Annotated in this window: 22 protein-coding genes; 18 read left to right on the top strand and 4 right to left on the bottom strand. The window is 55.9% G+C overall.

Annotated features, from left to right (window positions below; genetic code table 11):
• Nucleotides 1-31: 31 nt before the first annotated feature.
• Complete coding sequence (locus H1S06_RS05920; RefSeq protein ID WP_181738197.1) at nt 32-901, bottom strand: LysR family transcriptional regulator; 870 nt, start codon at nt 899-901, stop codon at nt 32-34.
• 152 nt (nt 902-1,053) lie between these two features.
• Between H1S06_RS05920 and leuC the strand changes: the two genes are divergently transcribed.
• The 15 genes from leuC to H1S06_RS05845 all read left to right on the top strand — a co-directional run bounded on the left by leuC (nt 1,054) and on the right by H1S06_RS05845 (nt 18,171).
• Complete coding sequence (gene leuC / locus H1S06_RS05915) at nt 1,054-2,472, top strand: 3-isopropylmalate dehydratase large subunit (RefSeq protein WP_181738194.1); 1,419 nt, start codon at nt 1,054-1,056, stop codon at nt 2,470-2,472.
• Between the two features lie 12 nt (nt 2,473-2,484).
• A complete protein-coding gene (leuD, locus tag H1S06_RS05910; RefSeq protein WP_181738192.1) occupies nt 2,485-3,132 on the top strand; it encodes a 3-isopropylmalate dehydratase small subunit in 648 nt (215 codons plus the stop codon).
• Nucleotides 3,133-3,161: 29 nt separating this feature from the next.
• A complete protein-coding gene (gene leuB, locus H1S06_RS05905) occupies nt 3,162-4,244 on the top strand; it encodes a 3-isopropylmalate dehydrogenase (RefSeq protein ID WP_181738190.1) in 1,083 nt (360 codons plus the stop codon).
• 94 nt (nt 4,245-4,338) lie between these two features.
• Nucleotides 4,339-5,454, top strand: coding sequence for an aspartate-semialdehyde dehydrogenase (gene asd / locus H1S06_RS05900; protein ID WP_181738188.1), 1,116 nt, complete (start codon nt 4,339-4,341; stop codon nt 5,452-5,454).
• 76 nt (nt 5,455-5,530) lie between these two features.
• Nucleotides 5,531-6,535, top strand: a complete 1,005-nt coding sequence (locus tag H1S06_RS05895; RefSeq protein ID WP_181738186.1) for an Asd/ArgC dimerization domain-containing protein — start codon at nt 5,531-5,533, stop codon at nt 6,533-6,535.
• 132 nt (nt 6,536-6,667) lie between these two features.
• On the top strand, nt 6,668-9,418 hold the full coding sequence (locus H1S06_RS05890; protein ID WP_181738184.1) for a FimV/HubP family polar landmark protein: 2,751 nt from the start codon (nt 6,668-6,670) through the stop codon (nt 9,416-9,418).
• 12 nt (nt 9,419-9,430) lie between these two features.
• The gene (gene truA / locus H1S06_RS05885) at nt 9,431-10,270 is read left to right on the top strand and encodes a tRNA pseudouridine(38-40) synthase TruA (protein WP_181738182.1); all 840 of its coding nucleotides are present in this window, start codon (nt 9,431-9,433) and stop codon (nt 10,268-10,270) included.
• A 56-nt stretch (nt 10,271-10,326) separates the two neighbouring features.
• Entirely contained in the window at nt 10,327-10,944 is a 618-nt protein-coding gene (locus tag H1S06_RS05880; RefSeq protein ID WP_181738180.1) for a phosphoribosylanthranilate isomerase, read from the top strand.
• A gap of 76 nt (nt 10,945-11,020) precedes the next feature.
• The gene (gene accD / locus H1S06_RS05875; protein WP_181738178.1) at nt 11,021-11,950 is read left to right on the top strand and encodes an acetyl-CoA carboxylase, carboxyltransferase subunit beta; all 930 of its coding nucleotides are present in this window, start codon (nt 11,021-11,023) and stop codon (nt 11,948-11,950) included.
• Nucleotides 11,947-13,233, top strand: coding sequence for a bifunctional tetrahydrofolate synthase/dihydrofolate synthase (gene folC, locus H1S06_RS05870; RefSeq protein ID WP_181738176.1), 1,287 nt, complete (start codon nt 11,947-11,949; stop codon nt 13,231-13,233). The genes accD and folC overlap by 4 nt, the downstream gene beginning before the upstream one ends.
• The gene (locus H1S06_RS05865) at nt 13,230-13,781 is read left to right on the top strand and encodes an SPOR domain-containing protein (protein WP_181738174.1); all 552 of its coding nucleotides are present in this window, start codon (nt 13,230-13,232) and stop codon (nt 13,779-13,781) included. Before folC ends, H1S06_RS05865 begins: the two co-directional genes overlap by 4 nt.
• A 67-nt stretch (nt 13,782-13,848) precedes the next feature.
• The gene (locus tag H1S06_RS05860; protein ID WP_181738172.1) at nt 13,849-14,343 is read left to right on the top strand and encodes a CvpA family protein; all 495 of its coding nucleotides are present in this window, start codon (nt 13,849-13,851) and stop codon (nt 14,341-14,343) included.
• A 51-nt stretch (nt 14,344-14,394) separates the two neighbouring features.
• Nucleotides 14,395-15,921 (top strand): amidophosphoribosyltransferase, encoded by a 1,527-nt coding sequence (gene purF / locus H1S06_RS05855; RefSeq protein WP_181738170.1) that lies wholly within the window; start codon nt 14,395-14,397, stop codon nt 15,919-15,921.
• An 8-nt stretch (nt 15,922-15,929) separates the two neighbouring features.
• Entirely contained in the window at nt 15,930-17,156 is a 1,227-nt protein-coding gene (locus H1S06_RS05850; RefSeq protein WP_181738168.1) for an O-succinylhomoserine sulfhydrylase, read from the top strand.
• 58 nt (nt 17,157-17,214) lie between these two features.
• A complete protein-coding gene (locus H1S06_RS05845) occupies nt 17,215-18,171 on the top strand; it encodes a tRNA dihydrouridine synthase (RefSeq protein ID WP_181738166.1) in 957 nt (318 codons plus the stop codon).
• Here the strand turns inward: H1S06_RS05845 and amrS are convergent.
• Complete coding sequence (gene amrS, locus H1S06_RS05840; RefSeq protein ID WP_181738164.1) at nt 18,161-19,240, bottom strand: AmmeMemoRadiSam system radical SAM enzyme; 1,080 nt, start codon at nt 19,238-19,240, stop codon at nt 18,161-18,163. The two genes, H1S06_RS05845 and amrS, sit on opposite strands and share 11 nt — an antisense overlap.
• Before the next feature lie 55 nt (nt 19,241-19,295).
• Between amrS and amrB the strand changes: the two genes are divergently transcribed.
• Entirely contained in the window at nt 19,296-20,096 is an 801-nt protein-coding gene (gene amrB / locus H1S06_RS05835) for an AmmeMemoRadiSam system protein B (RefSeq protein WP_181738162.1), read from the top strand.
• Entirely contained in the window at nt 20,083-20,670 is a 588-nt protein-coding gene (gene amrA, locus H1S06_RS05830; protein WP_181738160.1) for an AmmeMemoRadiSam system protein A, read from the top strand. The genes amrB and amrA overlap by 14 nt, the downstream gene beginning before the upstream one ends.
• 18 nt (nt 20,671-20,688) lie before the next feature.
• Here amrA and H1S06_RS05825 read toward each other — a convergent pair whose 3' ends face one another.
• Together H1S06_RS05825 and acnB are read right to left on the bottom strand one after the other, a co-directional pair.
• The gene (locus tag H1S06_RS05825; protein ID WP_181738158.1) at nt 20,689-21,111 is read right to left on the bottom strand and encodes an immunity protein Imm33 domain-containing protein; all 423 of its coding nucleotides are present in this window, start codon (nt 21,109-21,111) and stop codon (nt 20,689-20,691) included.
• 157 nt (nt 21,112-21,268) lie between these two features.
• Complete coding sequence (gene acnB / locus H1S06_RS05820) at nt 21,269-23,866, bottom strand: bifunctional aconitate hydratase 2/2-methylisocitrate dehydratase (RefSeq protein WP_181738550.1); 2,598 nt, start codon at nt 23,864-23,866, stop codon at nt 21,269-21,271.
• A 657-nt stretch (nt 23,867-24,523) separates the two neighbouring features.
• Here acnB and H1S06_RS05815 point away from each other — a divergent pair.
• Nucleotides 24,524-24,994, top strand: a complete 471-nt coding sequence (locus tag H1S06_RS05815) for a hypothetical protein (protein ID WP_181738156.1) — start codon at nt 24,524-24,526, stop codon at nt 24,992-24,994.
• Nucleotides 24,995-25,001 lie beyond the last annotated feature (7 nt).

Raw genomic sequence — 25,001 nt, 5'->3', positions numbered from 1 at the left:
AGCGTCGATCTTAAACGATGGTCGCGTGTTGTTAAACGCTTGTCTCGAGTAACTGCACCAGTTCTCGGGCGGCGTTGCTCAGTGTACGGGCACGGTGATAAATGTACCCCAGTGGGCGAACGATGGGCTCTGTGCCGGTATCCAGTCGTACCAGTTGTTCATCAATCATGGTTTCAGGCAGCAAGCTCCAGCCCAGTCCTATGCTGACCATCATGCGGATTGTGTCCAGGTAGTCGGTGCCCATGCCCAGGTTCAGCTCCAGTCCCTGCCGCGCCAGTTGCTGGCGTACGCGTTGATGCGTGAAAGTGTTCGGACTGGGCAGAATGGCCGGGTAGCGGTTAAGCTCTGTCAGGTTCAGGTGCGTACTGGCAGCTAATGGATGGTTGTGTCCAACTACGTACTGCAGGCGGTCGCTCCAAATCGTGCGGGCGCAGATACGCTCATCCTGCTCGGGTGACAGGGTGATCAGGGCGAGTTCCAGGTCTCCTTTCAATACGCCTTCATAGGCCACTTCCGAGGCCGCGAACTGCAGATCCAGTTCCACATCCGGGTAGCATGCCACAAAATGTTTCAGTAGCGGAGGCAGGCGGTGCAGGCTGATGTGGTGGCTGGTTGCAACCGCCAGACGACCGCCGACATGGCCGGACAGGTTACCGAGCATGCGTTCGGCGTCTTCCATGGAGATAAGGATCTCGCGTGCCTTGGGCAGCAGGGCCTGGCCCGACTCCGTGAGCAGAACCTGGCGGCCGATACGGTCGAACAGGCGGCAGTCGAGCTGGCTCTCGAGCAGGGCAATGCGCTTGCTGACCGCTGACTGGGTGAGAAACAGAAGCTGGGCGGCCTGGGAAAAGGAGCCGGTATCCGCGACGGTAACAAAAGCGTTCAGGCCTGCAGTATCCATGAATTCCGGGGGTCTGAGAATATTGGATGACAGTCTATCTATTCCTTGTCGGAATTCAAAACATAAAAATTATGAATTTGTTTATGCGCTACGGCTGGATTAGGATGATTGCAATCGCCACAAGAGCGGACTAATTAAGAGGGGAGAGTAACATGGCTGGAAAAACCTTGTATGACAAGCTCTGGGATGCCCATTTGGTGCGCCAGAACGATGATGGCAGTGCCCTGATCTATATCGATCGCCAGATTCTGCACGAAGTAACATCACCGCAGGCTTTTGAGGGGCTGCGCCTGGCCGGTCGGAAGCCATGGCGGATCGATACCAACCTTGCGACACCTGACCATAACGTGCCGACAACTGAACGGGCCGGCGGGGTCGATCAGATCATTGACCCGGTATCGCGGATTCAGGTTAAAACGCTGGATGCCAACTGTGACGAGTTTGGTATCACCGAGTTCAAGATGAATGACCAGCGTCAGGGGATTGTGCATGTCGTGGGGCCTGAGCAGGGCATGACATTGCCGGGCACAACAGTTGTGTGTGGTGACTCTCATACCTCGACACATGGCGCCTTTGGTGCACTGGCACACGGCATTGGCACTTCCGAAGTGGAGCACGTGTTGGCGACTCAGTGCCTGATTGCCAAGAAAATGAAAAACATGCTGGTGCGTGTTGATGGTGAACTGGGTGCCGGTGTGACCGCAAAAGATGTGGTGCTGCACATCATCGGTGTGATCGGCACTGCAGGCGGGACCGGTTATGCGGTTGAGTTCGGTGGCAGTGCGATCCGCTCCATTTCGATGGAAGGCCGTATGACCATCTGTAATATGGCGATTGAAGCGGGGGCGCGTGTCGGTCTGGTCGCGGTTGATGACGCCACTGTTGAATACTTCCGTGGCCGCCCGTTTTCTCCCAGCGCCGAGCAATGGGATGCTGCGGCTGCTGCCTGGAAAGAGCTGGTGTCGGATGCCGATGCTCGTTTCGATACTGTGGTCGAAATCAAGGCGGAAGAAATTCAGCCGCAGGTGACTTGGGGTACGTCTCCCGAAATGGTGGCGCCGATCAGTGCGCTGGTGCCGAATCCGGCGGCCGAAAGTGATCCGGTCAAGGCGGATGGTATTCGTCGTGCCCTGCAGTACATGGGCTTGACGGCGGATCAGAAGATTACCGACATTCAGCTGGATCGCGTGTTCATCGGGTCCTGCACCAACTCGCGCATTGAAGACTTGCGCGCGGCTGCTGAAGTGGTAAAAGGGCGCAAGGTGGCTGCGACCGTCAAGCAGGCGCTGGTCGTGCCGGGTTCCGGTCTGGTCAAGGCGCAGGCGGAAGCGGAAGGCCTGGACAAGATATTCATTGACGCGGGGCTGGAATGGCGCGAGCCGGGCTGTTCCATGTGTCTGGCAATGAACCCGGACAAGTTGGGGCAGGGTGAGCATTGTGCCTCGACTTCAAACCGGAACTTTGAAGGGCGTCAGGGCTTTGGTGGTCGCACCCATCTGGTGAGTCCGGCAATGGCGGCAGCTGCAGCCGTAGCGGGCCATTTTGTTGATGTACGTGAAATGATGCAGTAAACGGAGAGTGCAATGAAAGAGTTTACCCAACACACCGGTATTGCTGCACCGCTGGACCGTGCCAATGTTGATACCGATATGATCATTCCGAAGCAGTTTTTGAAGTCGATCAAGCGGGCCGGTTTTGGTCCCAACCTGTTTGATGAACTGCGCTATATGGATGAGGGGCAGCCGGATCAGGACTGCTCGGGCCGGCCGTTGAATCCGGACTTCGTTTTGAACCAGTCTCGCTACCAGGGCACCAGTGTGTTGCTGGCTCGGGAGAACTTCGGGTGCGGCTCCAGTCGTGAACACGCGCCTTGGGCGCTGGACGATTTCGGGATTCGTGTTGTAATTGCGCCGAGTTTTGCGGATATTTTCTACAACAACTGCTTTAAAAACGGCCTGTTGCCGATCGTGCTGCCAGAGGCGCAGGTGGATCAGCTGTTCCACGAAGTTGATGCGACAGAAGGCTATCAGTTGACCGTTGATTTGGAACGGCAAGTTGTCGTGACACCGAGCGGTGAAAGTTTCGTCTTTGAAGTCGATGCCTTCCGCAAGCACTGTCTGTTGAATGGTCTGGATGATATTGGCCTGACCTTGCAGCATGCTGACGAGATCAAGGCGTATGAAGCGCGTCGTCGTCAGGAAGCACCCTGGCTGTTTGGTGCGATCAAGTAAACGATTCTGGATTCAAGGAAATATGTAACATGGGTAAAAACGTATTGGTCTTGCCGGGTGACGGCATCGGTCCTGAAATCGTCACCGAAGCCCGTAAGGTGCTGGAGCTGGTGAACGACCGCCATGGTCTCGGCCTGGAAATCAACGAAGCGTTGGTTGGCGGCGCCGCCATTGATGCGACTGGTGTTCCCTTGCCGGACGCAACGCTGGCCGCGGCCAAAGCGGCTGATGCCATTCTGCTGGGTGCTGTTGGTGGTCCGAAATGGGATACCAATCCCGATTTCGCCATCCGTCCGGAAAAAGGCTTGTTGGGGATCCGCTCCCAGTTGGAGCTGTTCGGAAACTTGCGCCCCGCCATTCTCTATCCGCAGCTGGCACATGCATCCACGCTGAAGCCGGAAGTTGTGTCCGGGCTGGATATCCTGATCGTACGTGAACTGACCGGCGGCATCTATTTCGGCCAGCCGCGCGGCGTTCGTGAGAAGGATGGCGGCATTCGTGAAGGTTTCAATACCTATGTCTACGATGAAAATGAAATCCGGCGCATCGGTCGTGTGGCGTTTGAAGCAGCTCGTGCCCGCAACAAGCGCTTGTGCTCCGTCGATAAAGCCAACGTGCTGGAAGTGACAGTCCTGTGGCGTGAAATTATGGAAGAGCTGTCCGTGGAGTACCCTGATGTAGAGTTGAGCCACATGTACGTGGACAATGCCGCCATGCAGCTGGTACGTGCGCCCAAACAGTTTGATGTAGTCGTGACCGGCAACATGTTTGGCGATATTTTGTCGGATGCAGCAGCCATGCTGACCGGCTCTATCGGCATGCTGCCGTCTGCATCTCTGGATGAAAGCGGCAAGGGCATGTATGAGCCCTGTCATGGTTCGGCACCGGATATTGCAGGCCAGGGCAAGGCAAATCCGTTGGCAACGATCCTCTCAGTCGCTATGATGTTGCGTTACTCTTTGGGTGCAGGTGAAGCGGCTGATCAGGTCGAAGCGGCGGTCAGCAAGGTGCTTGATCAGAATCTGCGTACTCCGGATATCATGTCCGAAGGCATGCGGGCGGTCAGCACATCCGAAATGGGTGATGCCGTTGTGGCAGCCTTGCAGGCCTGAGCACCATGATGTGGAGAATACCCGCCATTGTCGGGTGTTCTCCAGGTCATACAGGGTTTTGTTGTACAGCACACTATAATTATTGGGGGCACGAATGAAGCGTGTAGGTTTTGTCGGCTGGCGTGGCATGGTGGGATCTGTTCTGATGCAGCGTATGCTGGAAGAGCAGGATTTCAATCATATTGCAGAGCCGGTTTTCTTCACCACTTCTCAGACTGGAGCGGCAGGTCCTGATATCGGCAAGGATATTCCGGCATTGAAAGATGCGCGTAATATTGATGAGCTGAAGCAGATGGACGCCATTGTTTCCTGTCAGGGTGGTGACTACACCACGGAAGTGTTCCAGGCATTGCGTGAATCCGGCTGGAATGGCTACTGGATTGATGCGGCCTCTACCTTGCGCATGGCTGATGACAGTCTGATCGTTTTGGACCCGGTTAACCGCGAGGTGATTGATCGCGGTATTGATGCGGGCGTAAAGAATTTTGTGGGTGGTAACTGCACTGTTTCCCTGATGCTGATGGGGCTGGGTGGCCTGTTCAAGGCCGGTCATGTCGAGTGGGTTTCGTCCATGACCTATCAGGCTGCATCTGGCGCGGGTGCCAAGAACATGCGTGAGCTGATCACCCAGATGGGGCAGATCCATGCCGGCTCCGAGGCGCTGTTGGCAGATCCGGCATCGGCAATTCTGGATATTGATCGCCAGGTTGTGGATACCATGCGAGGCGATACCTTTGCGACCGATAACTTCGGTGCGCCTTTGGCCGGCTCTCTGATTCCCTGGATCGACAAGGCGGTTGCAGACGGTCAGAGCAAGGAAGAATGGAAAGGATTCGTTGAAACCAACAAGATTCTGGGTCTGTCCGATAGCCCTATTGCCATCGACGGTACCTGTGTCCGTATCGGCGCAATGCGCTGTCACAGCCAGGCATTTACCATCAAGTTGAAGCAGGATCTGCCGCTGGATGAAATTGAGCAGATGATTGCCGAGGCGAATGATTGGGTGAGTGTCGTACCGAATGAGCGTGAAGCGACCATTCGTGATCTGTCGCCGACCAAAGTGACCGGTACGCTGAATATTCCGGTTGGCCGGTTGCGCAAAATGAAGATGGGGCCGGATTACCTGAACGCGTTCAGTGTTGGCGATCAACTTCTGTGGGGGGCCGCCGAGCCCTTGCGCCGAATTCTGCGCATCCTTCTGGAGCGGTAATCACCGCTCTGATGTTACAACTACTTCCCAGCCCGGCGATTGTCCGGGCTGTTTTGCTTTGTGAGACCCTGGATATATGTCAATACACGTTGCTTTAATTGGACCGGGTACCCTGAAAGGGGAAAAGTTGCTGGAGTTGCTCGATGAGTCGGTCCTGTCAATCGACAGCATGACGCTGTATGAAGAGGCCGACAATGCCGGGCGCAGTCTGATGTTCAGAGGCAAGGCCTGCCGCACCCAGGCATTGGATGCCTTGGCAGTTCAGGACTGTACGCTGATTTTTGTCTGTGAGCCCGCTCTTGATGCCGAGACGGTGAGTACGCTGGAAAGTCAGACAACGGCCATCGTGATTGATCTGTATCCGCAACACTATTCTGAAACACCTGTACTGGTTCTGCCTGCAATCAATGGGGATGTGCTCGCTTCGATTGACGCAGGTCGTATTATCGGAGTGCCGGGATCGGCTACTATTACCGCTGCCTTGGCTCTGGCTCCGTTGCACCATGCATATCAGATACTTAAGCTGAATTTGACCGTGCTGTGTGCCGCATCTGAATATGGACGCAAGGGTGTGGAAGCGCTGGCTGCCGAGACAGCCAGATTGTTGAACGGCCGGGATGTCGAGGCAGATTGTTTTGAGCGTCAGATCGCGTTCAACCTGATTCCCAATGTGGGTGATGTACAGCCATCGGGTTATACGTCACTGGAAGAGCAGGTGCTATCGCAGCTGCCTCAGTTGCTTGGCGATGAAGATTTGGAATTGGATGTGAGTGCGGTTCGTGTTCCGGTGTTTTACGGGGACATGGTTGTTGCGCAGGCCGAAACACGTCAGTCATTGGAATTGGATAACATCCAGCTGCTGATGGATCAGGCTGCAGGAGTGCGTTTCGATCAGGCGGCCAAAAAGCCGGCCAGTTTGGTCGATGATGTCATTGGCGAGGAGACTGTGCTCGTTAATCGTATTCGACCCGACTTTTCGGGTGAGAGCGGTTTCGGGTTGCAGGCGCTGAGTGACGACCTGAGCCGCGGAAGCGCACTGGCAGCACTGGAGATAGCGCTGGCGTTACAGGGACAGGGATAGTTGAGACGAGGTAGGGGTACGGGTTGACCGCCTGCTGTTTAAACATAATACTTGCAAACAATATGGATCCGTAACCCTCTGATTCGTCGAGAAATGGAGAGGGCGCGCATACTACACCAAAGGGAGTAACCGATGCTGCGTAAACTAGCCTTAAGCCTTGCGGTCTCAGCAGCTCTGGGGGCGTCACAGGTTAATGCCCTTGGGCTCGGGGAAATTCAAGTTAATTCGGCCCTGAATGAGCCGCTCGATGCTGAAATCAAACTGACGCAGGTACGTGATCTCTCTCCGTTGCAGATCCAGCCGAAAATGGCAGGTCTGGACGAATATGCAAGTTCGGTGGGCAGTATCCAGGCGCGCTATCTGCGCGATATCCAGTTTCAGGTTCTTGTATCGCCGGAAGGAACCGGGCGTATCCGCCTGAAATCCAGCGAGCCTGTGCGAGAGCCGTTTCTCAATTTCATGGTTGAGGTCAATTGGCCCAGTGGTCGATTGGTGCGGGAGTATACGCTGCTGCTTGATCCTCCCGTGTTTGATCCGTCTCCGGTGTCCCGTGGAATGACCATGACCCGTACGCAGTCGGCTGCACCGGTTGCGATGGAGCGTCCCGTGCGCACGCAGGCGCCTGTGCCGGTACCAGCTGTCAAGGTGTCTGCCCCGGCGTCCGCTCCGACTCAGGTTCGTGTGACCGGGCAGGATACCTTGTGGGATCTAGCGCGCCGTACCAAGCCGCAGGGCGTCAGTGAACATCAGATGATGCTGGCGTTACAGCGCAAGAATCCGCAGGCTTTCCTGGCAGATAACATCAACAACCTTCGGGCCGGCGTGGTGCTGGATATTCCGGCGGGTGCCGAAGTCAAACAGTTAAGCCATCGTGAGTCCGTGGCGGAAGTCGCGCGGCAGATGCAGATATGGAAGGATCGACAGGCAGCCGGAAAAGCGCCGAACAAGGCTCCTCTGGATGTCAGTAAGGCAGCCGACAAGCCTGAGCCCAAGCCGGAACCGGTGAAGGAAGAGGCGGCCGCTGAAATGGTTGAGGTGCCTCAGGCTGCTGAGCAGCCGGATGAAGGCAAATTGACCGTGATGGCACCTGAGCCGGAAGCGGAAGAGCCGAAGCAGGTCACATCCGCGACCAGCAGTGTTGACAGCGATACCGGGGCTGATGAAACTGCGGGGGCTGATGCCGGCGGAGAGCAGGTTGTGTCGGCGGCGGCCGAGCGTCTGGAAAATGAACTGCTGATGGCGCGTGAAAAGATCGACAGTCTTGAGCGCGATAATACCGATCTGAATGATAAGCTGAGCTCCGTACTGGAAGAGTTGGAATCCCAGAACAGGCTGCTTGAACTGCAATCTCAGCAGATGTCGACCTTGCAGGAAGAGCTGAGCAAACCGCAAGCGGTGCCGGCACCTGCAGAGTCCGAGCCGGAATCGGTGGCCCCAGCCCCTGCGGCTACTGAGCCGGCAGCGCCGGTTGACAAGCAAGAACCCTCTCTGTTGGATAATCCGACCCTGCTGGGTGGCGTCGGCGCAGGTGCAATTGCGCTACTGGGGGGTGCTTGGTTGATGTTGCGCCGCAAGCGTGCGAAGGAAGAAGCAGAATTCCTGGACGAGTTCGATGAACTGGACGAAGCGGAGCCCTCTGTCGATAAGCAAGAGACGACTCCCGATATTGCGACGGCAGGTGCGGCTGCCGTCGCCGCCGGGGCTGCTGCCGTCGCGGTAGCCGCCACAGATGAAGCTGAACATGTGCAGGGCGATGTTGAAAAGGACGACTTCGTACGGCCGCCGATGGCATCGCTGGCACCGGTAGACAGTACGCCTGCCGAGGAAGACCTTGATCGTGATCTGCAGGCTCTGGATCTGGATATGGAGCTGGATCTGAACGAGCAGGCGTCGGTGGTCTCTGATGTTGCCGATACTGCTTCGGACGAGTTTGATCTGGGGCTGGATGAAACGGTTACCGAAGCGGCTGTTGAAGAGGTTGCGCCAAAGCAGGAAGTTGAGCCAGAGCCTGTTGCTGAATTGGATGAGCTTGAGTTTACGCTGGATGAGCCGGCGGCAGAAGACGAAAGCTTCAGCGAACTGGATAAGATGCTGGCGGATGAAAGCCTGGATGATGAGCTGGATTTTCTGCTGAACGCCAATGTTGATTCGGCCGATGTCGAGCAGGATGCCAGCAGGGATCAGGCTGAGGCGGATGAAGCATCGCTGGACTTCGATATGGAAGCGGTTTTGGCCGGCGAGCTTGATAGCGCTGACAGTGCCGTGGAAGAAAAAGTCGACGAAGCGGACGTTGACAACAGTCTGCATGAACAGGTTGATGCTGCCCGCGAAGTCGAGTTTGAAATTGATCCTGCCCTGGAGGCGATGCTGCAGGGCGACGGAGAGTCTGAAGCGGAGCAGGACGATGGTGACCTTGAATTCGATCTGAGCTTTGCGGATGATGTGTCCGCTTCTGCCGAGAGCAGCTCCGATGAGGATGACCTGGCAAGTCTGCTGGCTTCCCTCGACGCGGATGACTTTGTTGTGGAAGAGACAACGGCACCTGCGCTGGCGATGGTCAGTGAGGGGGCGGAAGAGGAGCTGGCTGCCAATATCTCGCATGATCTTGAGATGGATCTTCACGCAGAAGTGGATGAGCTGCTCGGCAGTACCGATGACGAGATTGAGCTGGATGAGCTGCATCACGATGACTTGGGTGAGATTCTGGACAAGCTGAACCTGCTCAGTGATGCGGATGAAATTGAAACCAAGCTCGATCTGGCACGTGCCTATATTGAAATGGAAGACAGTGAAGGCGCTCGTGATATCCTTAATGAAATTACCGGCGAAGGCTCCGATAGTCAGCGTGAGGAAGCGCAGAAACTTCTGGAGACGCTGGCCTGATCAAGAGATTGGATGAGTAAAGAAACTTCTACCGGGGCGATTTCGATCGCCCCTTTTCGTTATGCGCTCGGCATCGAGTATGTGGGGGCAAGCTACAGAGGCTGGCAGTTGCAGGCATATGATAATGTGCCGACCATCCAGGCCGAGGTCGAGCGTGCGTTATCGGTTATTGCCAATCATCCGGTGCAGGTTGTATGTGCGGGCCGTACTGATGCGGGGGTGAATGCCTGTCATCAGGTGGTTCACTTCGACAGCTGGTCCGAGCGTGACGAGCGTGCCTGGACGCTTGGAACCAACAGCCATCTGCCGGATGATATCTCGATCAAGTGGGCAAGCAAGGTGCCCGGATGCTTCCATGCCCGTTTTTCGGCCAGAGAGCGCCGCTATCGCTATCTGATCTACACCTCTCCTACGCGCCCGGCGATTCTGGCGGGTGGTGTTACCTGGACGCATCGTCAGTTGGATACCGAGCGTATGCAAACGGCTGCCAGGCATCTGCTGGGGGAGCATGATTTCACCTCGTATCGCGCGGTGGGGTGTCAGGCGCGTAGTCCGGTGCGGGAAATTCGGCATCTGGACGTGTACCGGAGCGGGCAGTTGGTCGTGATCGATATCAGTGCCAATGCATTCCTGCATCACATGGTGCGCAACATCGCAGGTGTCTTGATGGCGGTGGGCACCGGTCAGAAATCACCGGATTGGGCACTTGCAGTCTTGCAGGCAAAGGATCGGCGCCAAGGAGGGGTGACGGCACCTCCGGATGGCCTTTATTTTGTTGATGTGCGCTACCCCGATCTGTTCAAGCTGCCGAAGATGCCGCTTGGACCTTATTTTCTGTCAACATCGGACTGACGGCCCGAAGCGGCTTTGCTAAGATTGTCGCCTTGCGCCATACAGCAGGAAAAAGCATGACTACTCGGGTGAAAATTTGTGGCATTACGTGCCTGGCGGATGCGGTTGCGGCGATCGAAGCCGGTGCCAGTGCGCTGGGGTTCGTCTTTTATGCGCCCAGCTCGCGCTATGTGCATCCTGATGTTGCAGCGGATATCATTCGGCAGTTGCCGCCTTTCGTAACCACGGTGGGGCTCTTCGTTAACGAGTCTCGGGAGACAGTGATGTCGATACTGGAGCGTACGGGGATTGATCTGCTGCAGTTTCATGGCGACGAGCCGGAAAGTTTTTGCCGGGCTTTTACCCGACCGTATATCAAGGCATTCAGGATGCGTCCGGAGCTGGATCTGATGGCGCAGGTCGAATCCTACCCCAGTGCCAGAGGCGTGCTGCTGGATGCCTATCGTCCGGGAATCCCCGGGGGAACGGGCGATGTGTTTGACTGGGCGCTGATACCTGCGGAGCTGGCGTCTCGGATCACGCTTGCGGGCGGCTTGAGTGCCGCAAACGTGGCGCGTGCGATTGAGCTGGTCGCCCCCTATGCGGTCGATGTGTCAGGGGGGGTTGAAGCGGCACCGGGGCGTAAGGACCGGACAAGAATCAAGGCCTTTATGGCGGCTGTTCAGCGGCATTAAAGGCAATATGACTAGAATATGTGTTTTCCAACAGCCTGCACCTACCGGGCAGCGGGCGTCAACAGGAACGTGAGACATGAGTAACTGGCTGGAAAAAATCGTACCTTCTCTGGTACGCAACGAAAAGAAGCGTACCAATATCCCCGAGGGTCTGTGGAAAAAGTGCCCCAAGTGCGATTCGATCCTCTACCGGCCTGAGCTGGAGAAGAACCTTAACGTTTGCCCCAAATGTGATCATCACATGCGTCTCAATGCGCGTCGTCGTCTTGAGCTGTTTCTGGATGATGAGGGGCGTCAGGAACTGGCGGCCGAGGTTACGCCTGTCGATCGGTTGAAATTCCGTGACTCCAAAAAATACAAGGATCGTTTGAGCGCAGCGCAGAAGCAGACGGGTGAGAAGGATGCCTTGATCGCCATGCGGGGAACACTGGAAGGTGTTCCCGTGGTAGCGATTGCCTTTGAGTTCAGCTTTATGGGCGGGTCCATGGGGGCAGTCGTGGGTGAGCGGTTTGTACGTGCGGCTCGGCTGGCACTGGAGGAGCGCATTCCGTTGATCTGTTTTGCGGCCTCGGGTGGTGCGCGCATGCAGGAGGCGTTGTTCTCCCTGATGCAGATGGCGAAGACCAGTGCAGCACTGGAAAAACTCAAACAGGCGGGTGTGCCTTATATTTCGGTGCTGACAGACCCCGTCTATGGTGGTGTGTCTGCGTCTCTGGCGATGCTGGGTGATTTGAACGTGGCTGAACCGAACGCCCTGATCGGTTTTGCAGGACCACGCGTAATCGAACAGACCGTGCGTGAGAAACTGCCCGAAGGTTTCCAGCGCAGTGAATTCCTGCTGGAGCATGGGCAGGTCGACATGATTATCAGCCGCAATGAATTGTCGGCCCGTCTGGCGGATATTCTGCGCAAATTGACGCACAGCCAGAATGAAGCAGTCAATGAACCCGTTGAGGACGTGATTGAAGCTGCGGACGTTGTTGAGCAGGAAAGCGACAAAGAATGAGCGTCGATGCTTATCCGCACACACTGGAGGGTTGGCTGAGCCGTATCGAGGCCTGCCACCCCGGTGAGATCGAGTTGGGACTGGAGCGTCTTTCTCAAGTGGCTGAACGTCTGTCCATTGATCTGTCAGGTAGTACGCGCATCGTTGTGGCGGGTACCAATGGCAAGGGATCGACACTCAGTATGCTGAACGCAGTGCTGAGGGAGCAGGGGCTCCGGACCGGTGTTTATACCTCGCCGCACTTTCTGCATTATAACGAGCGTATCGTCATCGACGGCGAGCCGGTTTCTGATGTGCTGCTGTGTGAGGTTTTTGCGGAAATCGAACAGGCGCGTGGTGATATATCGCTGACCTACTTTGAATATGGCACCTTGGCGGCGCTGCTGGTGTTTACGCGTCAAAAGGTGGATGTGGCGCTGTTGGAAGTGGGGCTGGGCGGCCGTCTCGATGCGGTGAATATCGTCGATGCGGATATTGCTGCGGTCACCACCGTAGCTCTGGATCACACTGATTGGTTGGGTGATGATCGTGAGGCGATCGGTTTTGAAAAGGCCGGTATCTTTCGTGCGGGCAAGCCCGCTCTATGCGGGGACCCCGAAGCTCCGCACAGTTTGATAAGGCATGCTGAAGCAATCGGAGCGCCGCTACATCGTAACGGGATTGACTACCGCTATGAGCGGACCGTTGATGGGTGGTCCTGGGAAGGTGTCGGTAATGCCGGCCAGCCGTGCGGATATGATCAGCTTCCCGTACCGGGGTTGCCGCTGCCGAATGCGGCTCTGGTGTTGCAGGTACTGCAGTTGTTGCCCTGGTCAATCCGTGAAGAGGCCATTCGGCGCGGGTTTGCTCAAGCCGGCTTGACGGGGCGAATGCAGGCTGCGGATATTGGTTCATTGTCGGTAATGCTTGATGTTGCGCACAATCCGGAAGCGGCTGCGTATTTGGTCAGCCAGCTGGAAACTGTACGAGAGCCGGTCCATTTGGTATTGGGCATGTTGTCGGACAAGGATATTCGGACGGTAATAGAGACGCTGTTGCCGGTGGTGGATTTCTGGTATCCGGTAACACTTTCGGTACCGCGAGGGGCCTCTGCCGAGACGCTGGTGTCGGTCCTGCATGATGCGGGTGTCGATGTGGCCAGGGTGCATTCGGCAGCGAGTGTTGGCCAGGCGCTTCAGAAGCTACAGGGAGCGCGCCCCGAAGGGCAGGTGATTGTAGCGGGGTCGTTTTTTACTGTCGCGGATGCTCTGCGTCTGTGTGCAGCGGGAGAGTTGAGCCAATGACCGAGCAACAGAAAAAACGGTTGGTGGGTGCGGCTGCCGTGATCGTATCGGCTGTTATTCTGTTTCCGTTGCTGCTGGATGGCAGCGGGTATCGTGAGCGTCATTTGCCGGAGCGTATGCCCGCAGCTCCGGCGTTGCCCGATGTGGTGGATATTGCCCCTTCGAAGCCGGTGTTGGCTGACAGTGCCGAGCCTGCGCCGCTGGCGGCTCCTGCGGTGGTGGAGGTGCCGGCTTCGGCGCTGCAACCGGCAGTAGAACAGGCGCAGCCGCGTATTGAGGCCACGAAGGATACCCCGGTGCTGGATCAGCAGCAGGTGCCTGTCGCCTGGACCCTGCAGTTGGCCAGTTTCAGAGACGAGGCCAATGCGCGCTCGTTACGTAAGGAGCTGGTTGATGCCGGGTATAAGGTCTATATCCGTAACGGCCCTGACATGGTGCGTGTTTTTGTGGGGCCTGATTTGCAGCGGAGTCGGTTGGAGCAGTTGCAGACACGGTTGAAGCGTGATTATTCCTTGGAAGGGATGATCGTTCGATTCACGACACAGTGAATTCACCATTGGGTTGACCCTTGGGCTCTGTTAGAATGCGCGCTGTTTTCGACACTGGCGAACGACGATGAACTGGGCTGACTGGACCATTATTGCGATCATAGCGATCTCTAGCCTGATGAGCCTTAAACGGGGCTTTGTGCGCGAAGCTGTTTCGTTGCTGACTTGGGTTACCGCCTTTGTTCTGGCTCGTCTTTTCTCGCCCTCACTGAGCGTGCTGCTGGAAGCCTATATCCAGACTCCCTCCCTGCGCTTGGTATCGGCCTTTGCTATCCTGTTTATCGTCACTCTGATTGCCGGGGCCCTTGTAGGGGCGCTGTTTTCCGCGTTGGTGAGTGCCACCGGACTAACCAGTTCCGACCGCGTGTTGGGCATGGGGTTTGGTCTTGTGCGCGGTGGCCTGGTGATCGTTGTGATGGTGGCTCTGCTGGAGATGACGCCGGCAGTACAGGATCGTTGGTGGCTGGAATCGGAGCTGATTCCCCATTTTGTACTGCTTGAGGACTGGACCCGTCAGGTGGCCAGTGACGTCGGGCAAGTAATCTGGAATATCGGACGCTGAGCACAACGCTTGGCGCCACTCTTTTTGTGACATCCTTCAGAGGTGGATTGAATGTGCGGTATCGTCGGCATAGTTGCCAAGTCCTTTGTAAATCAGACTATTTTTGATGCGTTGACGGTGTTGCAGCACCGTGGTCAGGATGCGGCCGGCATGGTGACCTGTGAAGGTAACCGTTTCTACCTGCGTAAGGACAACGGCTTGGTGAACGAGGTGTTTCGCACCCGTCATATGAAAAAGCTGAACGGTAACATGGGGATCGGCCATGTCCGTTATCCAACCGCCGGAAGCTCCAGTGCGGCGGAGGCTCAGCCGTTTTATGTCAATTCACCGTACGGTATTGCATTGGCACATAACGGCAATCTGACCAACGCTGACCAACTGGCCGATGAAATATTCCGTTCCGATCTGCGCCACATTAACACCACATCCGACTCTGAAGTTCTCCTCAACATCTTTGCACATGAACTACAGCGGCTTGGCAAACTGACCCCCGAGGCCGATGATATTTTTCAGGCCGTGGAAAAGGTGCACCGTCGCTGCCAGGGCGGTTATGCAGTCGTGGCGATCATCACAGGTTATGGCATTGTGGCGTTCCGCGATCCCTGTGGCATCCGCCCGCTGGTATATGGCAAGCGCGTGACCGACCAGGGTGAAGAAGAGTACATGGTAGCGTCGGAAAGTGTTGCCTTGGATACATCTGGTTTTCAGATGGTACGTGACCTGGCTCCCGGCGAAGCTATCTTTATTGATATTGATGGCAATGTTTTCACCCGTCAGTGTGCGGCCGAGAGCAAAATTGCTCCCTGTCTGTTCGAATATGTCTATCTGGCACGCCCCGACTCCATTATCGACGGGGTGTCGGTTCATCATTCGCGTATGGAGATGGGGATCAAGCTGGCCGACAAGGTCAAGCGGGAGATGCCTGAGCATGATATCGATGTCATTATTCCGATTCCGGATACCAGTCGTACCGCTGCGCTGGAAATGGCAAATGCGTTGGGCGTAACCTTCCGCGAAGGCTTTATCAAAAACCGTTATATCGGCCGTACGTTTATCATGCCGGGGCAGACACAGCGCAAGAAATCCGTGCGCCAGAAGCTGAATCCTATCCAGGCTGAGTTTCGTGACAAGGTCGTAATGCTGGTGGATGACTCTATCGTGCGTGGCACGACTTCCAAGCAGATTGTCCAGATGGCGCGAGAGGCCGGGGCTCGCAAGGTATACTTTGCTTCTGCTGCACCGGAAGTGCGTTACCCGAATGTGTACGGCATTGATATGCCGTCGGCCAGTGAACTGATCGCAGATGGTCGTACTGCAGATCAGGTGGGTGAATACATCGGTTGTGACTGGATGTTGTATCAGGATTTAGATGACCTGAAGGCGTCCGTCAGCTGCTTCAACCCCGAGATCAAAGAGTTCGATACCTGTGTCTTTGATGGTCATTATGTGACCGGAACGGTTGACTCGGACTATCTGCGCAGAATCGAAGCCAAGCGAAACGATGATGCCAAGGCAGCTGCCGACAGCACAGCCGAAGATGCGAACGAGTCTGCCGATCTGCATAACAAGATCGACTGAGGTGATCCATGAGTCAGTCCAGTTACGAGCGTATACAGCGCATTCATTTTGATGCGGGCGAAGGGTACGACATCGATACGCTATCGATTCGTGCTGGCCAGAGCCGTACTGCCGAAGGTGAGCATTCCGATGCGATCTTTGCGACGTCCAGCTTTGTATTTTCCAGTGCCCGTGAGGCGGCGGCACGGTTTGGCGGTGAAGAAGTCGGCAATATTTATTCCCGCTTTACCAACCCGACGGTGCAGGCATTTGAAGAGCGTATTGCTGCGATGGAAGGTGGTGAGCGAGCGATCGCCACGTCTTCGGGCATGGCTGCGATTTTGAACCTGGGGCTGGCTTTGCTGCAGCATGGTGACCACGTCGTATGCTCACGCAGTGTATTCGGTTCCACCGTGTCGCTATTCACCAAATACCTGATCCGTGCAGGTATCACGACCACCTTTGTTGATCCTACCGATATAGGGGCTTGGGAAGCGGCCGTAACGCCGCAAACACGTCTGTTCTTCATGGAAACTCCTTCCAATCCGCTGGCCGAGTTGAGTGATATTGAAGCAGTGGCGGGCATTGCGCATCGCCATGATGCTCTGTTAGTGGTGGACAATTGTTTCCTGACGCCTGTACTGCAGCGTCCGCTTGCCTTGGGGGCGGATATTGTGATGCATTCGGCCACCAAATATCTGGATGGGCAGGGGCGCTGTATTGGCGGTGTCCTGGTTGGGCGTGACAAAGAGATGGAAGCTGTGTTCGGACTTATCCGCACCGGTGGTGCCTGTCTGAGTCCATTCAATGCCTGGGTTTTCCTGAAAGGGCTTGAAACCTTGCCGCTACGTATGCGTGCGCACAGCGAAAGCGCGCTGGCAGTGGCGACCTGGCTGCAGCAACAGCCGGGAATTCGTCGTGTCTACTACTCCGGTTTGCCTGAGCATCCGCAGCACGAGCTGGCGTGCAAGCAACAGTCGGCATTCGGTGGTGTACTGGCATTCGAAGTGGAGGGCGAACGCGAAGAAGCCTGGCGCTTTATTGATGCAACGCGCATGGTATCGATCACGGGCAACCTGGGTGATGTGAAATCCACGATTACCCATCCCGCCACGACCACCCACGGTCGTATGAGCGTTGAAGAGCGCGAAGCGGCCGGAATTCGTGAAGGATTGATCCGCTTTTCGGTGGGCCTGGAGTCACTGGATGACATCAAGGCCGACTTGCAGCGTGGTCTGGATGCCTTGCACGGTTGATATTTCCTCTCTGGCCGCTCTGTCCTGAGCGGCCACTCTCTTGCCGAACATGAAACCCATGAAAATCTTTCTGGCCCCGATGGAGGGCGTTTTGGATCATTCCCTGCGTGATATTCTGACCCGGATTCCGGGAGTGGATATATGCGTTACGGAATTCATTCGCGTGACTGATCAGTTGTTACCGGAGCAGGTGTTTCGTCGTCTGGCCCCGGAGTTGGCGCATGGGTGTCGTACACCATCCGGTACTCCGGTGTGGGTACAGTTGCTGGGTAATGATCCTGTTGCTATGGGTGAGAATGCTGCCAGAGCTGCGCAAATGGGTGCTCCGGGCATTGATCTGAATTTTGGCTGCCCGGCCAAAACGGTCAATAAAAGCCGTGGTGGTGCCATCCTGCTGAAAGATCCAGAAGAGGTGCATGATATCGCGGCAGGTGTGCGTCGTGCGCTGCCCTCGGAGGTACCGCTCAGTACCAAAATGAGGCTTGGCTTTCAGGACAAAAGTCTTGCTATCGAGAATGCTCAGGCGCTGGAAGCGGCTGGCTCCATGCGGCTGACGGTGCATGCGCGGACCAAGGTTGAGGGGTATCGACCTCCAGCGCATTGGGAATGGATTGCGCGCATTCGCGAATCCGTGTCGATACCGGTGGTGGCGAATGGCGACGTCTGGACGGTGGAAGACTATCATCGCTGCCGTCAGGTCAGTGGCTGCGATGACGTGATGATCGGGCGAGGCATGATAGCCAATCCTTTTCTGGCCCAGGCAATACACGACCCCGGGCAAAATCTTGACGCGGCGACTACGTGGCATGATACCTGTCGGTTGATCAGAATCTACCACCAGCAAGTAACGGCACGCCTGGCAGCGGAGCATGTCAATGGGCGTACCAAGCAGTGGTTGCGGATGATGCAGCGCCATTACCCTCAGGCGGCTATCTTGTTTGAGCGAGTACGGGCCGAAATGGATCCTGCGCGTTTTGCGGCGTTGTTGGCTGATGATGCGAGTGCTACCGGTTAATACTGATCGGCAGTCGTCTTGAGCCCCAGTGGCCGGGGGTTGCTTCAAAGTGGCCGGCCAGAGGGTGACCGCAGTAGCGACAATGGCCGGCAGGTGTCAGTGACCATTCAGTGATGGTATAGCCGGAGCGTCTGATGAGCGGGCGGTCACATTCCGGGCAGTAGGTGGTATTACCCTCGGGGTCCGGCAAGTTGCCGGTATAGACATATTTCAGCCCTTCTTCGTGTGCAATCATGCGTGCGCGACGCAGAGTGTCCAGCGGTGTTGACGGGTGATCCAGCATTTTCCAGTCCGGGTGGAATGCGGTGAAATGCAGGGGGATTCCATCACCCAGGTGAGTGCATATCCAGTGTGCCAGTCGAGCAATCTCACGGTCGGAATCGTTCTCGCCGGGAATCAGCAGTGTGGTGATTTCCAGCCAGGTGTCGGTTTGGTGATGAATGTATTCCAGAGTGTCCAGTACAGGGGCCAGTGAGCCGCCGCAGATCCTTTTGTAGAAGCGTTCGGTAAAAGCTTTCAGGTCGATATTAGCGGCATCCATGTGCTGATAAAAAGCTTCTCTTGGGGCTGGGCAGACATAACCGGCACTGACCGCAATGCTTTTCAGGCCGTGCTGATGGCAGGCCTTGGCAACATCAATGGCGTACTCGTGGAAAATAACAGGATCGTTGTAGGTGAAGGCGATGCTGCGGCAGTCATGCGCGATGGCTGCCCGCACCAGTTGCTCGGGCATGGCGCTGTCGCACAGGCGCTGGGTTTGTCGGGAGCGGCTTATATCCCAGTTTTGGCAGAAGCGGCAAGCCAGATTGCAGCCGGCTGTTCCGAAGGAGAGTACGGGGGTGCCGGGTAGAAAGTGGTTGAGTGGTTTCTTTTCGACGGGGTCTATGCAGAAGCCACTGGACAGGCCGTAGCTTAGCAGGCGTATTTCATCGCCGACACGCCCGCGTACAAAGCATAACCCTCGCTGGCCATCATTCAGTTGGCAGAAGCGGGGGCATAGATCGCATTGAATTTTGCCGTTATCCAACGGGTGCCAGTACTCGGTACTGACACTGTGCATGTTGTTCATGATAAAACGCCGGTCGGCTTCTATACTTCAAAGCATAGCAAAGGCTGGGGGTATTATGAGTGATATGTGGCGACCAGCTGCGGTTGCGGGGCTGTTTTATCCTGAAGAGCAGGCAGAATTAGAACGACTGGTGCGTGCGATGTTGGCGTCGGCGGAAGATTGCCCGGTCTTGCCCAGGCGCATGCGGGCGCTGGTTGTGCCTCATGCTGGGTTAGTGTACTCGGGGCCTGTTGCGGCGACGGCTTACCATCTTTTACAGCAGGCTCAAGCCGTCCATGGTTGGAGTCGTATCGTATTGCTGGGGCCTAATCATCGAATGCCGCTGGAGGGTATGGCGCTGGCTGGTGAGGCTGACTGGAAGACCCCGCTGGGTATTGGGTGGCTTGATCGAGCGTTTATGATCCGGTTGTCAGAGGTGTTTGGCCTGGTGGCGTCACCGGAGGCCCATCGTCTGGAGCATTCACTGGAAGTACAGTTGCCATTCCTGCAGGTGGTGGCCGAAGGCTGTCGTCTGGTGCCGATTCTGGTGGGGCAGACGCCTGCAAACAAGGTGGCTGAGCTGATTGAGTACTGCTGGCAGGACGAGCAGACGCTGGTGATTGTTAGTAGTGATCTTAGCCATTATCACCCCTGGGTCGAGGCTCGGCGCCTGGATGCCATGACCAGCCACATGATTGTTCAAGCTGATCCGCAACTTGGCTCCGGGCAGGCTTGCGGCTGTTATGCCCTGAATGGCCTGCTATTGGCTGCGAAAAGGCAAGGGGCGGCTATCGATTGTTTGCAATACATGACGTCGGGTGACGTGACGGGGGATAAAGAACAGGTCGTAGGGTATGGCGCTTATGTCTGCTATTGAGTATACGGCCCGACAGCGGGCTTCGCTTCTGTCTTTGGCCCGTCAGGGAGTTTGTCAGGCGGTAGCAAAAGGGTATATCGACTTGCCGGATCTTGCCTCGCTCGAGCCTTATTTGCAGCTGCCTCGTGCCAGTTTTGTAACTCTGGATAGTCATGACGAATTGAGGGGGTGTATCGGTTCGCTACAGGCGGTCCGTCCGTTGGCGCATGATGTGTTGCATAATGCATGCGGAGCGGCTTTGCACGATTATCGCTTTGCGCCCTTGCAGGCCAGTGAACCTGTATCGATATCGGTTTCCATTCTCTCGCCGCTGGATGAGGTGATATTCAGTTCGGAGGCGGACCTGCTCCATCAGTTGGTGCCGGGACGGGATGGCGTGCTCTTGCAGGCGGGGCGTAATCGGGCGACGTTTCTGCCCGTCGTTTGGGAGGGGCTGACGACGCCTGATATCTTTTTGCGTGCACTGAAGCGCAAAGCGGCGCTGGCGGCTGATTACTGGTCAGATCAGGTCAGAGTCTGGCGTTATGAAAGCGAGTCTTTTGCCGAAGACAGGGAACGACCGGCATGTGAATGACACCGGTCGTTTGGCTGTTCAGCTGCCTTCTCGCTGTTGGCTGAAATGGTCAACGTCGTTGGTGATATCAACATCTACTTTGGGGGCGGGGATACGGAAATCATGAACGCGCTCCCAACCCTCCGAATCGGGTATGCGCTCCCAGACGGTGCCTGCATTATATTCCACCAGAGGAGTCAGGGATGGATCCAGTTGGCAGATTCGCTCCAGCGGAACCGGCATCATATTGATCAGTTCGTTTTCCAGGAACTCATCGGTTTCATAGCCGGTATACATGCGCCACCCGGTATCGTTGAGGTGCTCGGGCACGGTTTTGTACATGAAGCGGATGGGCAGTTTCTCTTCGAGCAGAAGGCGTGAAGCCAGTACCAGGAAGCCGTTTTTGGTTTGTGACGTCTCTTCTTCCCGAGACAGGGGCTGGTCGGGAGTAGCTGTTTTCATGGTGGGTGACCTGTATGCAGCAGTTCGTGTCGAATGTGTAGCAAGTAGTATAACAGGTGCATGACCGGGGCCGAAACGGACGCCAGATAAGCAAAAACCCCGCCGAGGCGGGGTTTGTTTCGTCAAATGGAGGGTGCTTTTGGCACCCTCTTATGGATCAGGCTTCAGCGGTCGGGATAACGTTGCTGGCCTTTTCGACATAGTTATCCATCTGGTCGAAGTTCAGGTAGCGGTAAATTTCACCTGACATGCTATCGAGCTTGCTGGCGTATTCCATGTACTCGGCTACGGTCGGCAGTTTGCCTTCCAGTGCCGCAACAGCTGCCAGTTCGGCAGATGCCAGGTATACGTTGGCGCCATCGCCCAGACGGTTCGGGAAGTTACGAGTTGAAGTGGAAACAACTGTAGACTTCGCGGCAACACGTGCCTGGTTGCCCATGCACAGGGAGCAGCCCGGCATTTCCATGCGTGCGCCGGCCTTGCCGAAGATATTGTAATAACCTTCGTCGCTCAGTTGTGCCTGGTCCATCTTGGTCGGCGGGGCAATCCACATGCGTGTCGGGATAGACTTGCCGGAAGATTCCAGCAGTTTACCGGCGGCACGGAAGTGTCCGATGTTGGTCATGCAAGAGCCGATGAACACTTCATCAATGTTCTCGCCCTGTACTTCAGACAGCAGGCGGGCATCGTCCGGATCGTTCGGAGCGCACAGGATCGGCTCCTTGATTTCGGACAGGTCGATTTCGATCACTTCAGCGTATTCAGCGTCAGCGTCAGCACGCATCAGGCTCGGGTTGGCCAGCCACTCTTCCATGCCTTTAATGCGGCGCTCGATGGTGCGTACATCACCGTAGCCTTCAGCGATCATCCACTTCAGCATCACGATGTTAGAGCGCAGGTACTCGGCAACAGAGTCTTCGGACAAAGTGATCGTGCAGCCTGCAGCGGAACGTTCGGCAGATGCATCGGACAGTTCGAACGCCTGTTCGACAGTCAGTTCTTCCAGACCTTCGATTTCCAGTACACGACCGGAGAATGCGTTCTTCTTGCCGGCTTTTTCTACGGTCAGCAGGCCCTGCTTGATGCCGTAGTAAGGGATGGCGTGTACCAGGTCACGCAGGGTGATGCCCGGGTTGCGCTTGCCCTTGAAGCGAACCAGAATGGATTCTGGCATGTCCAGAGGCATAACGCCGGTAGCTGCTGCGAAGGCAACCAGACCAGAACCGGCCGGGAAAGAGATGCCTAGCGGGAAGCGGGTGTGAGAGTCACCACCAGTACCCACGGTGTCCGGCAACAGCATGCGGTTCAGCCAAGAGTGGATAACACCGTCGCCCGGGCGCAGAGAAACGCCGCCGCGGTTCATGATGAAGTCCGGCAGGGTGTGGTGAGTGTTCACGTCAACCGGCTTCGGATAAGCCGCAGTGTGACAGAACGACTGCATGGTCAGATCGGCAGAGAAGCCCAGGCACGCCAGGTCTTTCAGCTCGTCACGGGTCATCGGACCAGTGGTATCCTGGGAACCAACAGTAGTCATCTTCGGTTCGCAGTACATGCCCGGACGTACACCGTCCATGCCGCAAGCCTTGCCGACCATTTTCTGTGCCAGGGTGTAACCTTTGCCGGTATCAGCCGGCTGTTCCGGCTTACGGAACAGGTCGGACGTACCCATGCCCAGTGCTTCACGGGCTTTTTCGGTCAGGCCACGGCCGATGATCAGCGGGATACGGCCGCCGGCACGTACTTCGTCGATCAAAACCTGAGTTTTCAGGCCGAAAGTGGAGATGACTTCGTCAGTACCGTGTTTGCATACTTTGCCTTCGAACGGGTAAACGTCGATGACATCGCCCATATTCAGGTTGTCAACCGGCATTTCGATCGGCAGGGCACCGGCATCTTCCATGGTGTTATAGAAGATCGGAGCGATTTTGCCACCGAAGCAGTAGCCGCCAGCGCGCTTGTTCGGTACGTTCGGGATGTCATCACCGAAGAACCACAGTACGGAGTTGGTAGCAGATTTGCGTGAAGAGCCGGTACCGACTACGTCACCCACGTAAGCGACCGGGAAGCCTTTGGCTTTGACTTCTTCGATCTGGGCCAGCGGGCCTTTAACACCGGGTTCTTCCGGATTGATGCCTTCACGTTCCATCTTCAGCATCGCATTGGCGTGCAGCGGGATGTCGGGACGTGACCAGGCATCCGGGGCGGGAGACAGGTCGTCGGTGTTGGTTTCGCCCGGTACCTTGAAGACGGTAACGGTGATTTTCTCGGCCAGTTCCGGCTTGGAAGTGAACCATTCGCCTTCAGCCCAAGAGAGCATAACCTGCTTGGCAAATGTATTACCGGCAGTCGCTTTTTCCTGAACATCGTGGAAGGCGTCAAACATCAGCAGTGTGTGAGACAGAGCCTTGGCTGCAGTGGGTGCGAGCGCTTCATTATCCAGGCACTCGATCAGCGGTGCGATGTTGTAGCCGCCCAGCATGGTGCCCAGCAGTTCAACAGCCTTTACTTCGTCGATCAGAGGAGAGGAGGTCTCACCTTTGGCGATCGCTGCCAGGAAACCGGCCTTGACGTAAGCGGCCTGGTCAACACCCGCGGGTACGCGGTTGGTGATCAGGTCCAGCAGGAATTCTTCTTCGCCAGCAGGCGGGGTCTTCAGCAGGTCGACCAGAGCGGATGTCTGCTCAGGGTCAAGCGGCTTCGGAGGGACGCCTTCGGCGGCGCGTTCTTCTACATGTTTACGATAAGCTTCAAGCACGATATGGCCCTCATCTGTTTTCACCGCCGGACGCCGGAGTGGTAAACCTCCACCGACGGCGTATCGACTAGGTATCGAATGGTGATTGGCGAGGCGAATTCTAGCGGAAGGCAGCTACAAAGTTAAGATTGTCGACACAATTACCTGACCAAAGTATAAGAGTCCCAATCATGCGGGGAACAAGGGCTTACACGATTATTGAAATTCACAATTGCAGGTGTAAATAAGGGTTCGGTTTACCTCGGTGGTCTCCTTGTCGTCAGGCTGATGTTTGTCTGCCTTTATTAGGAGGAAATGGGGCGGGGATAGGATTGTCATGTTTCTCAATATGGCGAACGATAGATTTAAACATGCGTATGTCATTCCAGAGAGACATTTGAATCCAGAAAAGAGAGGTGTGGGCGAAAAAAGTCATGGTGTGACCGGCACGTTCTTGGTTTTTCATCTAACATGTTGTTTCATAAGATTGAAAAGATGCAGGTGTTAAAGTGACCATCGGCTTTCATGTGCCTGAAGAGTGCGGGAAAACTTGGATTTTCCGTGTTTTACGAGTAGGTGCTTTTGATGCCGGTCAAGTTTCAATTAGCTGTGTTTGAAATCCAGCGAAAAGCTACGTATAACAAATCAATACATTATCTCAGGCAGGAGGTAGCCTCGATGAGTTCAGCAGACAGTCCGGCTGAAGTCGCACAGGATGAGCGCATGATAAAGGCGGATTTACAGCTTTCAAAATTGCAGATCATGTTTAATCTGCAAGCCGACAAGCGACTGATCTATATCGGCGTTCAGCCAACTGTTGCGCTGCGTTACCTTACGCGCCTGGTAGCGGCTCGCCCTCGGATATTGCGTAATCATATCCGACGTATTTATCTCGCTATTCAGTGCGCTGATAACGAACAGCTGACCGGTGCCTTGATCGATCTGTTGCTGGTGCTGCGCGGGCGAGGTCAATTTTTGGTCAATCGCCTTATTCAACAATCGGGTCCCCTGCTGCACAGTGATCACCGAATCGCAATGAACAAGGCCGTCGACACACGAGACTTGTCGCGGTTGGTTGATCTGCCCCTTGAACATGCGGTTTTGAGCAATGGGCGTTGCATGCAGTTTTCCAGACAGAAACTACACTGAACACCGC

It is taken from the genome of Marinobacterium marinum, assembly GCF_013868415.1.
GTDB classification, from domain to species: Bacteria; Pseudomonadota; Gammaproteobacteria; order Pseudomonadales; family Balneatricaceae; genus Marinobacterium; species Marinobacterium marinum.
This window is presented reverse-complemented; position numbering and strand designations above follow the sequence as displayed.

Bases quoted from the DNA above. Each gene is read 5' to 3' on its own strand.
- truA (WP_181738182.1), top strand. From the start codon at position 9,431: ATGAGTAAAGAAACTTCTACCGGGGCGATTTCGATCGCCCCTTTTCGT.
- amrB (WP_181738162.1), top strand. From the start codon at position 19,296: ATGAGTGATATGTGGCGACCAGCTGCGGTTGCGGGGCTGTTTTATCCT.
- H1S06_RS05865 (WP_181738174.1), top strand. From the start codon at position 13,230: ATGACCGAGCAACAGAAAAAACGGTTGGTGGGTGCGGCTGCCGTGATC.
- H1S06_RS05890 (WP_181738184.1), top strand. From the start codon at position 6,668: ATGCTGCGTAAACTAGCCTTAAGCCTTGCGGTCTCAGCAGCTCTGGGG.
- amrA (WP_181738160.1), top strand. From the start codon at position 20,083: ATGTCTGCTATTGAGTATACGGCCCGACAGCGGGCTTCGCTTCTGTCT.
- asd (WP_181738188.1), top strand. From the start codon at position 4,339: ATGAAGCGTGTAGGTTTTGTCGGCTGGCGTGGCATGGTGGGATCTGTT.
- leuD (WP_181738192.1), top strand. From the start codon at position 2,485: ATGAAAGAGTTTACCCAACACACCGGTATTGCTGCACCGCTGGACCGT.
- H1S06_RS05920 (WP_181738197.1), bottom strand. From the start codon at position 901: ATGGATACTGCAGGCCTGAACGCTTTTGTTACCGTCGCGGATACCGGC.
- H1S06_RS05825 (WP_181738158.1), bottom strand. From the start codon at position 21,111: ATGAAAACAGCTACTCCCGACCAGCCCCTGTCTCGGGAAGAAGAGACG.
- H1S06_RS05895 (WP_181738186.1), top strand. From the start codon at position 5,531: ATGTCAATACACGTTGCTTTAATTGGACCGGGTACCCTGAAAGGGGAA.
- leuB (WP_181738190.1), top strand. From the start codon at position 3,162: ATGGGTAAAAACGTATTGGTCTTGCCGGGTGACGGCATCGGTCCTGAA.
- accD (WP_181738178.1), top strand. From the start codon at position 11,021: ATGAGTAACTGGCTGGAAAAAATCGTACCTTCTCTGGTACGCAACGAA.
- H1S06_RS05850 (WP_181738168.1), top strand. From the start codon at position 15,930: ATGAGTCAGTCCAGTTACGAGCGTATACAGCGCATTCATTTTGATGCG.
- purF (WP_181738170.1), top strand. From the start codon at position 14,395: ATGTGCGGTATCGTCGGCATAGTTGCCAAGTCCTTTGTAAATCAGACT.
- folC (WP_181738176.1), top strand. From the start codon at position 11,947: ATGAGCGTCGATGCTTATCCGCACACACTGGAGGGTTGGCTGAGCCGT.
- H1S06_RS05880 (WP_181738180.1), top strand. From the start codon at position 10,327: ATGACTACTCGGGTGAAAATTTGTGGCATTACGTGCCTGGCGGATGCG.
- H1S06_RS05860 (WP_181738172.1), top strand. From the start codon at position 13,849: ATGAACTGGGCTGACTGGACCATTATTGCGATCATAGCGATCTCTAGC.
- leuC (WP_181738194.1), top strand. From the start codon at position 1,054: ATGGCTGGAAAAACCTTGTATGACAAGCTCTGGGATGCCCATTTGGTG.
- H1S06_RS05815 (WP_181738156.1), top strand. From the start codon at position 24,524: ATGAGTTCAGCAGACAGTCCGGCTGAAGTCGCACAGGATGAGCGCATG.
- amrS (WP_181738164.1), bottom strand. From the start codon at position 19,240: ATGAACAACATGCACAGTGTCAGTACCGAGTACTGGCACCCGTTGGAT.
- H1S06_RS05845 (WP_181738166.1), top strand. From the start codon at position 17,215: ATGAAAATCTTTCTGGCCCCGATGGAGGGCGTTTTGGATCATTCCCTG.